At 66.2% G+C, this 11,828-nt stretch carries 12 protein-coding genes; all 12 read right to left on the bottom strand.

The genetic code is table 11. From position 1 onward, the window contains the following. Positions 1–5: 5 nt before the first annotated feature. The gene (radA, locus tag BGO62_RS03510; RefSeq protein WP_296639365.1) at positions 6–1,361 is read right to left on the bottom strand and encodes a DNA repair protein RadA; all 1,356 of its coding nucleotides are present in this window, start codon (positions 1,359–1,361) and stop codon (positions 6–8) included. A 7-nt stretch (positions 1,362–1,368) separates the two neighbouring features. Continuing rightward, on the bottom strand, positions 1,369–2,256 hold the full coding sequence (gene cysM / locus BGO62_RS03515) for a cysteine synthase CysM (protein WP_296639367.1): 888 nt from the start codon (positions 2,254–2,256) through the stop codon (positions 1,369–1,371). A gap of 5 nt (positions 2,257–2,261) precedes the next feature. Beyond that, entirely contained in the window at positions 2,262–3,584 is a 1,323-nt protein-coding gene (locus BGO62_RS03520) for a UDP-glucose/GDP-mannose dehydrogenase family protein (RefSeq protein ID WP_296639368.1), read from the bottom strand. 11 nt (positions 3,585–3,595) lie between these two features. Further along, positions 3,596–4,294 (bottom strand): orotidine-5'-phosphate decarboxylase, encoded by a 699-nt coding sequence (pyrF, locus tag BGO62_RS03525; protein ID WP_296639370.1) that lies wholly within the window; start codon positions 4,292–4,294, stop codon positions 3,596–3,598. 42 nt (positions 4,295–4,336) lie between these two features. Then, positions 4,337–5,503 (bottom strand): lipopolysaccharide assembly protein LapB, encoded by a 1,167-nt coding sequence (gene lapB, locus BGO62_RS03530; RefSeq protein WP_296639372.1) that lies wholly within the window; start codon positions 5,501–5,503, stop codon positions 4,337–4,339. 6 nt (positions 5,504–5,509) lie between these two features. Beyond that, on the bottom strand, positions 5,510–5,797 hold the full coding sequence (locus BGO62_RS03535; RefSeq protein ID WP_296639373.1) for a LapA family protein: 288 nt from the start codon (positions 5,795–5,797) through the stop codon (positions 5,510–5,512). A gap of 119 nt (positions 5,798–5,916) precedes the next feature. Beyond that, positions 5,917–6,201 (bottom strand): integration host factor subunit beta, encoded by a 285-nt coding sequence (locus tag BGO62_RS03540; protein WP_018076573.1) that lies wholly within the window; start codon positions 6,199–6,201, stop codon positions 5,917–5,919. A 3-nt stretch (positions 6,202–6,204) separates the two neighbouring features. Beyond that, positions 6,205–7,929 carry a 30S ribosomal protein S1 gene (gene rpsA / locus BGO62_RS03545; RefSeq protein ID WP_296639378.1) on the bottom strand — a complete coding sequence of 575 codons (1,725 nt, stop codon included), beginning with the start codon at positions 7,927–7,929 and terminating at the stop codon, positions 6,205–6,207. A gap of 95 nt (positions 7,930–8,024) precedes the next feature. Beyond that, positions 8,025–8,681: a (d)CMP kinase gene (gene cmk / locus BGO62_RS03550; RefSeq protein WP_296639380.1), complete on the bottom strand. Its 657-nt coding sequence runs from the start codon at positions 8,679–8,681 to the stop codon at positions 8,025–8,027. 8 nt (positions 8,682–8,689) lie between these two features. Beyond that, positions 8,690–9,979 carry a 3-phosphoshikimate 1-carboxyvinyltransferase gene (aroA, locus tag BGO62_RS03555; RefSeq protein ID WP_296639381.1) on the bottom strand — a complete coding sequence of 430 codons (1,290 nt, stop codon included), beginning with the start codon at positions 9,977–9,979 and terminating at the stop codon, positions 8,690–8,692. After that, positions 9,979–10,845, bottom strand: coding sequence for a prephenate dehydrogenase/arogenate dehydrogenase family protein (locus BGO62_RS03560; protein ID WP_296639385.1), 867 nt, complete (start codon positions 10,843–10,845; stop codon positions 9,979–9,981). Before BGO62_RS03560 ends, aroA begins: the two co-directional genes overlap by 1 nt. Beyond that, positions 10,842–11,828: histidinol-phosphate transaminase (gene hisC, locus BGO62_RS03565; RefSeq protein WP_296639382.1), on the bottom strand; the 987-nt coding region annotated here is incomplete at its 5' end. The genes BGO62_RS03560 and hisC, both read right to left, overlap by 4 nt.

The raw sequence follows: 11,828 nt of genomic DNA on the forward strand, positions 1-11,828 counted from the left end.
CGCGCTCAGCTTTCCCTGAAAAACCGGATCGCTTCGTCCAGCCGCTGAACCGGGTGAATCTCCATCCCCGCAATCTTCTGCTTGGGCTGGTTGGCGGCCGGCACGATGGCCTGGGTAAAGCCGAGCTTGGCGGCTTCCTTCAAGCGTTCCTGGCCGCGCTGCACCGGGCGGATTTCGCCGGCCAGGCCGACTTCGCCGAACATCACCAGCTTGTCGGGCAGCGGCTGGCTTCTCAGCGAGGACACGATGGCGGCGAGCACCGCGAGGTCGGCGGCCGGCTCGCTGATCTTGACGCCGCCGACCGCGTTGACGAACACGTCCTGGTCGAAGCAGGCGATGCCGGCGTGGCGGTGCAGCACCGCCAGCAGCATGGCGAGGCGGTTCTGCTCCAAACCGACCGAGAGCCGGCGCGGGCTCGGCGCGTGGCTGGCATCGACCAGCGCCTGGATTTCCACCAAGAGCGGCCGCGTGCCTTCCTGCGTCACCAGCACGCAGGAGCCGGGCACCGGCTCGCCGTGGCGCGACAGGAAAATCGCCGACGGGTTGGAGACGCCCTTCAGGCCCTTCTCGGTCATCGCGAACACGCCGATCTCGTTGACCGCGCCGAAGCGGTTCTTGAACGCGCGCACCAGGCGGAAAGACGAGCCGGTATCGCCCTCGAAATACAGCACGGTGTCGACGATGTGCTCGAGCACGCGCGGCCCGGCGATGGCGCCTTCCTTGGTGACGTGTCCCACCAGGATGATCGCGGTGCCGGTCTGCTTGGCGTGGCGGGTGAGCTGCGCGGCGCATTCGCGCACCTGCGCCACCGATCCGGGAGCGGAGGTCAGCGCCTCGGAATACACGGTCTGGATCGAATCGATCACCGCGACCTCGGGCTTCATCTCGGCCAGCTGCGCCAGGATGGCTTCGAGGCGGATTTCCGGCAGCACCGGCAGATTGGTTTCGGGAAGGCCCAGGCGCCGCGCGCGCAGCGCCACCTGGCGCGCCGATTCCTCACCGCTGACGTAGAGGGTCGTCATGCGGCCGGACAGCCCCGCCATCGCCTGCAGCAGCAGGGTCGACTTGCCGATGCCGGGGTCGCCGCCGATCAGCGTCACCCCGCCCGGCACCAGCCCGCCGCCGAGCACGCGGTCGAGCTCGCCGATGTCGGTGGCGATGCGCGATTCCTCGCTGCCCTCCACCTCGTGCAGCATCTGCACCTGGCTGGTCGCCGCCAGCGCGGCGAAGCGCGGCTTGGCCGACTCGGCGACGGTTTCGACCAGCGTGTTCCAGGCGTTGCAGGCCGGGCACTGCCCCTGCCACTTGGGCGACTGCCCGCCGCACTCGGTGCAGGTGTAGATGGTTTTGGTTTTGGCCACTAACGCATCAGGCCGGGAAGACGCCGGTCGACAGATAGCGGTCGCCGCGGTCGCAGACGATGGAGACGATCACCGCGTTCTCGACCTCCTTCGACAGCTGCAGCGCCGCCCACAGCGCGCCGCCGGACGAGATGCCGGCGAAGATGCCCTCCTCGCGCGCCATCCTGCGGGTGGTTTCCTCGGCGTCCTGCTGGGAAACGTAGATCATGCGGTCGACGCGGCTGGGCTCGCAGATCGCCGGAACGTAGGCTTCCGGCCATTTGCGGATGCCGGGAATCTGCGCGCCCTCGGTGGGCTGCACGCCGACGATCTGGATGGCGGGATTCTGCTCCTTGAGGTAGCGCGAGCAGCCCATGATGGTGCCGGTGGTGCCCATGCTGGAGACGAAATGGGTGATTTTTCCCTCGGTGTCGCGCCAGATCTCCGGGCCGGTGGTGCGGTAGTGCGCGTCCGGGTTGTCGGGGTTGGAGAACTGGTCGAGGATCTTGCCGATGCCCTGCTTTTCCATCGCCACCGCCAGGTCGCGCGCCCCTTCCATGCCGGCTTCCTGGCTCACCAGCTGCAGTTCGGCGCCGAAGGCGCGCATGGTCTGGCGCCGCTCGATCGACAGGTGCTCGGGCATGATCAGGATCATTTTGTAGCCGCGCATCGCCGCCGCCATCGCCAGCGCGATGCCGGTGTTGCCGCTGGTGGCCTCGATCAGGGTGTCGCCCGGCTTGATCTCGCCGCGCGCCTCGGCCTGCTCGATCATCGACAGCGCCGGGCGGTCCTTCACCGAGCCTGCCGGATTGTTGCCTTCGAGCTTGACCAGCACGGTGTTCGACGTCGTGCCGGGCATGCGCTTCAGGCGCACCAGCGGCGTGTTGCCGACGCAGTCTTCGATGGTCTTGTACATATGTCTTACTGGCGTCCGATCGGCAGATAATCGAAGCCCATCCCGCGCATCGCCTGCGGCTCGTACAGGTTGCGGCCGTCAAAGATGAGCGGCGTCTTCAGCAGCGCTTTCATGGTGTCGAAGTTGGGGCTGCGGAACACCTTCCACTCGGTGACGATCAAGAGCGCATCGGCACCTTTCAGCGCATCCATCGGACTGTCGACCAGCAAGAGATCGGTGCGCTCGCCATAGATGCGGCGGGTTTCCTCCATCGCCGCCGGGTCGTAGGCGGACACGCTCGCGCCCATCGTCCACAAGGCTTCCAGCATGCTGCGGCTGGGCGCTTCGCGCATGTCGTCGGTGTTCGGCTTGAACGCCAGCCCCCACATGGCGAAGCGCTTGCCCCTGAGGTCGCTGCCCAGGCGCGCGGTCAGCTTGTTGACCAGAACCTGCTTCTGCGCGTCATTGGCCTCTTCCACCGCATCGAGCACGCGCAGCGGGATGCCGTTCTCTTGCCCGGTGCGGCGCAGCGCCTGCACGTCCTTGGGGAAGCACGAGCCGCCGTAGCCGCAGCCGGCATACAGGAAGTGGTAGCCGATGCGCGGGTCGGAGCCGATGCCATGGCGCACCTGCTCGATGTCGGCGCCGAGCTTCTCCGCCAGCACCGCGAGTTCGTTCATGAAGGAGATGCGCGTCGCCAGCATGGCGTTGGCGGCGTACTTGGTGAGCTCGGCGCTCTTCACGTCCATCACCGTGAGGCGGTCATGGTTGCGCTGGAACGGCGCGTAGAGCTGGCGCAGCAGGGCCGTGGCGCGCTCGCTGTCGGTGCCGATGACGATGCGGTCGGGCTTCATGAAGTCGTCGACCGCTGCGCCCTCCTTGAGGAACTCGGGGTTGGACGCGACATTGAATTCGATCGCCGTGCCGCGCTTCGCCAGCTCTTCGGCGAGCGCCGCCTTCACCTTGTCGGCGGTGCCGACCGGCACGGTGGACTTGTCGACCACCAGCTTGTACTCGCTCATGTGGCGGCCGATGTTGCGCGCCGCCGCCACCACGTATTGCAGGTCGGCCGAGCCGTCCTCGTCGGGCGGCGTGCCGACGGCGATGAACTGGATCTGGCCGAAGGCGACCGATTCGGCGACGTCGGTGGTGAAATGCAGACGGCCGGCGGCGACGTTGCGCTTCACCATGTCTTCCAGGCCCGGCTCGTAGATCGGGATGCCGCCGGACTTCAGGATCTCGATCTTGGCGGGGTCGACGTCGAGACAGAGCACCTCGTTGCCGACTTCGGCCAGACAGGTTCCGGTCACCAGGCCCACATAGCCGGTGCCGATCACGGTAATTTTCACTGCGCCTCCCCCTAAGAATTCTGTATGTCGGATTGAATCTGCTTGAGCGCAGCCAGCGGATCGGCCGCGCCCGTGATCGGGCGCCCGATCACCAGATCGGTCGCGCCGGCGCGCAGGGCTTCCGCCGGCGTCATCACGCGGCGCTGATCCCCCGCCTCGGCCCCTGCCGGCCGGATGCCGGGCGTCACCAGGCGGAAATCCGCACCCAGGTCGGCGCGCAGCAGCGCTGCCTCCTGCGCCGAGCAGACCACGCCGTCGAGCTTGCAGGCCTGCGTCAGCCGCGCCAGCCGCAGCACCTGATCGGCAGGCGCCCCGGCCACCCCGGTTTCGTTCAGGTCCTCGGCGCTCATGCTGGTCAGCACCGTTACCGCGATCAGCAGCGGCCGCTGCGGCAGGTCCGCCAGGGCTTCGTGGGCCGCCGACAGCATGCGGCGCCCGCCCGATGCGTGCACGTTCATCATCCACACGCCCAGCCCCGCCGCCGCACGGCACGCCGCCGCCACGGTATTGGGAATGTCGTGGAACTTCAGGTCGAGGAAGACTTCGAACCCGCGCGCGGCCAGCGCCCGCACCAGTTCCGGCCCCACCGCGGTGAACAGCTCCTTGCCCACCTTCACCCGGCACAGCGCCGGATCCAGCCGCTCCACCAGCGTCATCGCCGAAGCCGCGTCCGCATAATCCAGCGCCACGATAATCTTTGTCGTATTCACGCCCTTACCTGCTCTTGAAACTTGCACCTTGAATCTTGCATCTCAGCTTTCACCTTCGCGCCGCTCGGGATCGAAACTGTCCCAGCGCCCGCACGCCGGACAGCGCCAGAAGAATTGCTTGGCCTTGAAACCGCAGCTGCCGCACTGGTAACGCATCATGCGCTGGCTGTGCGAGGCCACCAGACTTTTTTCCACCTGCAAAAGCTCGCGTGCTTCCGGTTCCGCATTGACCAGCCGGGCTTCGAGCAGGCGGTCGAGCGTGCGCAGGCTGGGATTGCGGCGCAGTTCCTCGCGCGCCAACTGGCTGGCAGCGGCGGCGCCTTCGGTTTCGGATACCGCCAGATACAAGGCGTTGAACACGTCCTGCGACGGTTGCCGCGCATACAGCGCACGCAGCCACAGCACCCCCGCATCCAGCTGGCCCAGCTGGCGATAACTGCCCAGCACGCGATCCACCACCAGCGCCATGTGCGCCGCGCTCTGCGTTTCGACCAGACGCCAGTCGGCGATCGCCGCCTCGTGTCGTCCTGCCGCCGCGTCGAGATCGCCCGCCATCAGATTGGCGCGCACCGACTGGCGATTGGTTGCCAGCGCCTGCTGCAAATGGGCAGCCGCGGCGTCGGGGTTGCCTTTCGCCGCTTCCTGCAGCGCCAGTTCGCACTGGAAGTGGGCGATGTCGGCATTGAGCGGCTTGCTGGTGTCTTTCTCCAGCAGGCGCGCCGCGTCGATGGCCTTCTGCCAGTCCTTTTCCTGCACGAAGATCTCCAGCAGGTAGGTGCGCGCCTGCCCGTGCTGCGGGGTTTCCAGCAGCTTGCTGAACACCTGTTCGGCACGGTCGAGCAGGCCGGCCTTGAGGTAATCCTGCCCCAGTTCGCTCATCGCCCGCAGGCGCTGGTCTTCGGCCAGACCTTCGCGTTCCAGCAGGTTTTCGTGCATGCGGATGGCGCGATCGATCTCGCCGCGGCGGCGAAACAGGCCGCCCAGCGCAAAGTGCAGGTCGATGGTTTCGGGTTCGAGCTTGACGACTTCGAGAAAGGCCTCGATGGCCTTGTCAGGCTGCTCGTTGAGCAGGAAATTCAGCCCGCGGAAATACGAATTGGGCAGCGCGCGCGATTCGGTCACCACCTGGCGAATGTCGACCCGCGCCGCCAGCCAGCCCAGCACGAAAAACAGGGGGAACGCCAGCAACCACCAGAATTCGAATTCCATGGCGCGTTACACGACGGGCATGTCGTTGTGCGTACCCGTATCCGATGCGAGCGCCTGCGGTTTGCGGGCAAGCTCGCGGCGCAGGCGGAACAAGGTCGGCAGCAAGGCCAGCACCCCCGTCAGCGCACCCAGCACAAACGCCAGCCCCAGCATGACGATCAGCGGCGCCTGCCAGACATAATCCAGATAGGAATAAAAGATGGTGGTATGGCTGTTTTTCAGGGCAAAACCCAGCACCAGCAGGAATACCAGCAGTTTCGCCGCCAGCGCCAGATAGCGTGTGAGATTTTTCATGGTTATTCGCGTGAGATTGGGTCCATTCTACCTTTGCCGGCCGGCTTCAAAAAGCGCGGCGGCGGGCGAAAAAAGAAAACGGCGCAAATTGCGCCGTTTTCACCTGCCTTACATCACGCTCACAGCGGAAAATCCACCCGGTCGCGCAGCTCCTTGCCCGCCTTGAAGTGCGGCACATACTTGGCCGGCACCTGCACGCGCTCGCCCGACTTGGGATTGCGCCCGAGGCGGGCGGGGCGGAAGCTCAGGCTGAAGCTGCCAAAGCCGCGGATTTCGATACGCTCGCCGCGCGACAGGTTTCTCGCCAGCGCGTCGAGGATCGTCTTCACCGCCATCTCGATATCCGCAACCGAAAATTGCGAATGCCGCGCCGCCAGTTGAGCAATCAGCTCGGACTTGGTCATGGGTTACTGCTCGGCGTTCTTGTTGTCGAGCTTGGCCTTCAGCAGCGCGCCGAGGTTGGTCGAGCCGCTGGCCGCCGCTGCGGATTCGGCGGCGAATTTCTTCATCGCGGAATCCTGCTCGGTCATGTCCTTGGCCTTGATCGACAGGTTGATCACGCGGTTCTTGCGATCGACGTTGATGATCATGGCTTCGATCTCGTCGCCTTCCTTGTAGTGGCTGCGCATGTCTTCGACCCGGTCGCGCGAGACTTCGGATGCGCGCAGGTAACCTTCCATGTCGCTGTCCAGCTGCACGGTGGCGCCCTTGGGCTCGACGGTCTTGATGGTGCCCTTGACGATGCTGCCCTTGTCGTGGCCGGTCGCGTAGCTGGTCAGCGGATCGCCTTCAAGCTGCTTGATGCCGAGCGAGATGCGCTCGCGCTCGAGGTCGATGCCGAGCACCACGGCTTCCACGTCCTGGCCCTTGCGGAAATTGCGCACGGCCTCTTCGCCGGGCGTGCTCCACGACAGGTCGGACAGGTGAACCAGGCCGTCGATGCCGCCGGGCAGGCCGATGAACACGCCGAAGTCGGTGATCGACTTGATCGCGCCGCTGACCTTGTCGCCCTTCTTGTGGTTCATCGAGAAATCTTCCCACGGGTTCGACTTGCACTGCTTCATGCCGAGCGAGATGCGGCGCTTGTCCTCGTCGATGTCGAGCACCATGACTTCGACTTCGTCGCCCAGCTGCACGATCTTGGAGGGGCTGACGTTCTTGTTGGTCCAGTCCATTTCGGAGACGTGCACCAGGCCTTCGATGCCTTCCTCGATTTCGACGAACGCGCCGTAGTCGGTCAGGTTCGCAACCTTGCCGAACATGCGGGTGCCCTGCGGGTAGCGGCGGGCGATGCCGACCCACGGGTCATCACCCAGCTGCTTGATGCCGAGCGAGACGCGGTTCTTCTCGGTGTCGTAGCGCAGGATCTTGGCTTCCAGCTCCTGGCCGACGTGCACCACTTCGGACGGGTGCTTGACGCGGCGCCAGGCCATGTCGGTGATGTGCAGCAGGCCGTCGATGCCGCCGAGGTCGACGAACGCGCCGTAGTCGGTGATGTTCTTGACCACGCCCTTGACGATGGAGCCTTCCTTCAGGTTCTCCATCATCGCTTCGCGGTCGGCACCCATGGTCTCTTCCAGCACGGCGCGGCGCGACACCACCACGTTGTTGCGCTTGCGGTCGAGCTTGATGACCTTGAATTCCATTTCCTTGTATTCGAAGGGCGTGGTGTCCTTGACCGGACGCATGTCCACCAGCGAGCCCGGCAGGAAGGCGCGCAGACCGCCCACCAGTACCGTCAGGCCACCCTTGACCTTGCCCTGCACCATGCCGGTGACGATGCGGCCTTCGTTCATCGCCGCTTCCAGATCCAGCCACGCTGCCAGCTTCTTGGCGCGCTCGCGCGACAGCTTGGTCGCGCCGAAACCGTCTTCGATCGACTCGATAGCGACCGACACGAAATCGCCGACCTTGGCTTCGATCTCGCCCTGGTCGTTCTTGAACTCTTCGAGGGGAATCAGGCTCTCGGATTTGAGGCCGGCGTTCACCGTCACGAAGTTGTGGTCGATATCGATGATTTCAGCGGTGATGACTTCGCCCTGGCGCATTTCCTGATGCGAGAGGGACTCCTCGAACAGGGCGGCAAAGCTTTCCATGGAAGCGGGGGCGGAAGAAGTGGTAGCAGTAGACATTAAAAACCTTCATTTCCGTCGGCAAGGACGGGGTTGGTTGCACATCGCCGGCCAGCGGGCGCGGGCCGACACGAATCGAAATCAAGCTTGATGCATTACCTGCCGCGGTAGTGGCTCAGCACCGCCTGCACCGCCGACTCGACATCCATCCGGGTCGTGTCGAGCAATAGCGCATCCGGCGCGGGTTTCAGCGGTGCAACTGCGCGACCGGTATCGCGCGCGTCGCGCGCCTGCATATCCGCAACAAGGGCCGGTAGGCTAGCAGAGTTCCCCTTTTCGATCAACTGCTTATACCGCCGCTCGGCACGCGCCTCGGCACTGGCGGTAAGGAAGACCTTGGCCGTCGCATCGGCGAACACCACCGTGCCCATGTCGCGTCCGTCGGCCACCAGCCCGGGCGCCTGGCGGTAGGCGCGCTGGCGCTCGAGCAGCGCCGCGCGCACCGCCGGCAGCGCCGCCACTTTCGACGCGCCGTCGCCCACCGCCTCGGCACGGATCGCGTCGGTGACATCCTCTCCCGCCAGCCACACCGTGCCGTCGCGGAATACCGCCGGCAGCGTGGCCGCCAGTTCCGCCACGCGGGCCGCATCGTCGAGCGCCACGCCGTGGCGCATCGCCGACAGCGCGGTCAGCCGGTACAGTGCGCCGCTGTCGAGGAAATGGAAACCGAGCGCAGCGGCGACCCGCTCCGCCACGGTGCCTTTGCCCGACGCCGAAGGACCGTCGATGGTGATGACGGGGACGGGAGTCATGGGCGACGTCACTGGGCAATCCCCGCAAAAACCCTGAAATACTCCGGAAAGGTCTTGTTCACGCACGCCGGGTCGTTGATGCGCACCGGCACGCCGCCGAGCGTCACCAGCGACAGGCACATCGCCATGCGGTGGTCGTCGTAGGTGTCGATGACGGCGTTGGGCGTCAGTTGTTCCGGCGGCGCGATGCGGATGTAATCCGCGCCCTCCTCCACCGTCGCGCCGACCTTGCGCAACTCGGTCGCCATCGCCGCGATGCGGTCGGTTTCCTTGACCCGCCAGCTGGCGATGTTGGTCAGCGTGGTCGTGCCGTCGGCGAACAGCGCCGCCACCGCCAGCGTCATCGCGGCGTCGGGAATGTGGTTGCAGTCGAGGTCGATCGCCTTGAGCCGGCCCGACTTGGGTGCGCGCGCCTCGATCCAGTTCGGCCCCATTTCGATCTCCGCACCCATCAACGCCAGCGCATCGGCAAAGCGCACGTCGCCCTGCACGCTGTCGCGGCCGACGCCCTCCACCCGCACCGGGCCGCCGCCGATGGCGCCCGCGGCGAGAAAATAGGATGCCGACGAGGCATCGCCTTCGACCCAGATTTCGCCGGGGCTCCGGTAGCGCGCCGCCGCCGGCACGCCGAAGCGCTGCCAGCCGTCGCGCGCGATCTCCACTCCGAAGCGGCGCAGCATCGCCAGGGTGATTTCGATATAAGGCTTGGAAATCAGCTCGCCCACGACCTCGATCGTGGTGTCGCGCTGGCGCAGCGGCAACGCCATCATCAGACCGGTGAGGAACTGGCTCGACACGTTGCCGCGCACCTCGGTGACGTCGCCGGCAATCTCTGCGGGATGGATTTTCAGTGGCGGAAAGCCTTCCGCGCCGAGATAGTCGATGTGCGCCCCCAGCCGCCGCAAGGCGTCGACCAGGTCGCCGATCGGCCGCTCGTGCATCCGCGCCACACCCTTCAATACATACTCGCCGCCCAACAAGGCGCACGCGGCGGTCAGCGAGCGGAACGCGGTGCCGGCATTGCCCAGGAACAGTTCGGCCTGCTTGGCCGGAAACGCACCGCCGACGCCGGTGATCTCGTAATCGTCGGTATCGCTCACTCGTGCCACGCCGACGCCCAGCGCGCGCAGGGCGTCGAGCATGACCCGGGTGTCGTCGGAATCGAGCAGCGCGCGCACGATGGTCGTGCCTTGCGCCAGCGCCGCCAGCAGCAGCACGCGGTTGGAAATGCTTTTGGAGCCCGGCAGGCGCACTGTGCCGCGCGCCTCGCCGCGTGCGGGCAAATCGAGAAAATCCATCAAGAATCCTGAGTCTTAATCCAGTTTTCGCGGGCATTGCGGGCGCGCGAAAACATCTTCAACAATGCATCAGCATCTCCCGCATTGACTGCCTGGCGCAGTGCTTGCAGCGATGCGAGGTAGGCATCCAGTTCGGCCAGCAGCGCCTCCCGGTTCGCCAGCGCAATGTCGCGCCACATCTCCGGGCTACTACCGGCAATCCGGGTGAAGTCGCGGAAGCCGCTGGCGGCAAAGCGGAAACAGGTGTCGCCGTCGGCGCGCTGCGCCAGCTCGTCCACCAGCGCGAATGCTGCCAGGTGCGGTAGGTGGCTGACCGCTGCGAACACGCGGTCATGCTGCGCGGCGTCCAGCGTTTCGACCTGCGCCCCGGCCGCCTCCCACAGCAGGCGCACGGTGGCAACCGCATCGGCATGCGTGTCGGCCTGCGGCGTCAGCACCACGCGCTTGCCCCGATAGAGATCGGCGCGCGCCGCACCGGGACCGCACTGTTCGGAGCCCGCAATCGGGTGGCCGGGCACGAAATCGACGAAGCGGTCGCCAAGTGCCGCACGTGCCGCCGCGACGACGTTGAGCTTGGTGCTGCCGGCATCGGTGACGACGGTACCTGCCTTCAGGTACGGCGCGAGTTGCCCGAGCACCGCCTCCGTCTCCCCCACCGGCAGTGCCAACAGGATGCAGTCGGCCTGCCCGGCTTCCGCCCAGCCGGCGGCGCGGTCGATCAGACCGCCTGCAAGCGCAGCTTCCAGGCTCGCCGGATTGCGCCCCACCCCCAGCACCTCGCGCACTGCGCCGGCCTGTTTCAATGCCGCTGCAAACGATCCGCCGATCAGGCCGACGCCGACGACGGCGAGCTTTTCGACGATCACAGGCACGTTCTCAGGGCATCGAGGAAACGGGCATTCTGCGCGGCAAGCCCGACCGACACGCGGAGGAATTCGGGCAGGCCGTAATTGTCGACCGGCCGCACGATCACGCCGCGTTTCAGCAGCTCGGCGTTGATCCGCGCGGCAGCGCCGACCTTGGCCAGCAGGAAATTGCCTTTCGACGGCACGGTTTCGACGCCCATTTCGGCCAGCCCTGCCACCAGTTGCGCCATGCCGGCGGCGTTCAATGCATAGCTGCGCGCCAGGAATGCCTCGTCGCCGAGCGCCGCTTCGGCTGCCGCCAGGGCGGGCGTGTTGACGTTGAAGGGATGGCGCACCCGGTTCAGCAGATCGATCACGCCGGCGCTGCCCAGGCCGTAGCCGACGCGCAGTCCGGCCAGGCCATACGCCTTGGAAAAGGTGCGGCTGATCAACAGATTGGGAAAGCGCGCCAGCCAGGCCGCGGTGTCGCAGCGCTCGGCTGGCGGCAGGTATTCGCCGTAGGCCTCATCCAGCACCACCAGCACCTGCGGCGGCACGGTTTCGAGAAACGCCTCGATCTGCGCCCACGGCAGGAAGGTGCCGGTCGGGTTGTTGGGGTTGGCGATCCACAGCACCCGCGTATCGTCGCGGATCGCCGCGCGCATGGCATCGAGATCGTGGCCGTAATCCCTGGCCGCCACCTCGATGCATGCCGCCCCCGCGGTCAGCGTGGCGATGGGATAAACGGCGAACGCATGCTGCGCATACACCGCCGACGCAGCCGGGCCGAGAAACGCGCGCGCCGCCATGTCCAGCACATCGTTCGAGCCGTTGCCCAGCACGATCTGATTCGCCGCGACCCCCAGCTTCGCCGACAGCCCCGCCTTCAGCGCAAAGCCGGCGCCGTCGGGGTACAGAGCCATGTCGTGCAGCGCATCCTGCGCCGCAACCAGTGCGGCGGGGCTGGGGCCGAGCGGGTTTTCATTCGACGCCAGCTTGACGAT

It is taken from the genome of Thiobacillus sp. 65-1402 (assembly GCF_001897685.1).
Classification (GTDB): Bacteria; Pseudomonadota; Gammaproteobacteria; order Burkholderiales; family Thiobacillaceae; genus Thiobacillus.

Coding starts and splice junctions, on each gene's coding strand:
- BGO62_RS03540 (WP_018076573.1), bottom strand. CDS start 6,201: ATGACCAAGTCCGAGCTGATTGCTCAACTGGCGGCGCGGCATTCGCAA.
- aroA (WP_296639381.1), bottom strand. CDS start 9,979: ATGGATTTTCTCGATTTGCCCGCACGCGGCGAGGCGCGCGGCACAGTG.
- rpsA (WP_296639378.1), bottom strand. CDS start 7,929: ATGTCTACTGCTACCACTTCTTCCGCCCCCGCTTCCATGGAAAGCTTT.
- BGO62_RS03535 (WP_296639373.1), bottom strand. CDS start 5,797: ATGAAAAATCTCACACGCTATCTGGCGCTGGCGGCGAAACTGCTGGTA.
- cmk (WP_296639380.1), bottom strand. CDS start 8,681: ATGACTCCCGTCCCCGTCATCACCATCGACGGTCCTTCGGCGTCGGGC.
- lapB (WP_296639372.1), bottom strand. CDS start 5,503: ATGGAATTCGAATTCTGGTGGTTGCTGGCGTTCCCCCTGTTTTTCGTG.
- cysM (WP_296639367.1), bottom strand. CDS start 2,256: ATGTACAAGACCATCGAAGACTGCGTCGGCAACACGCCGCTGGTGCGC.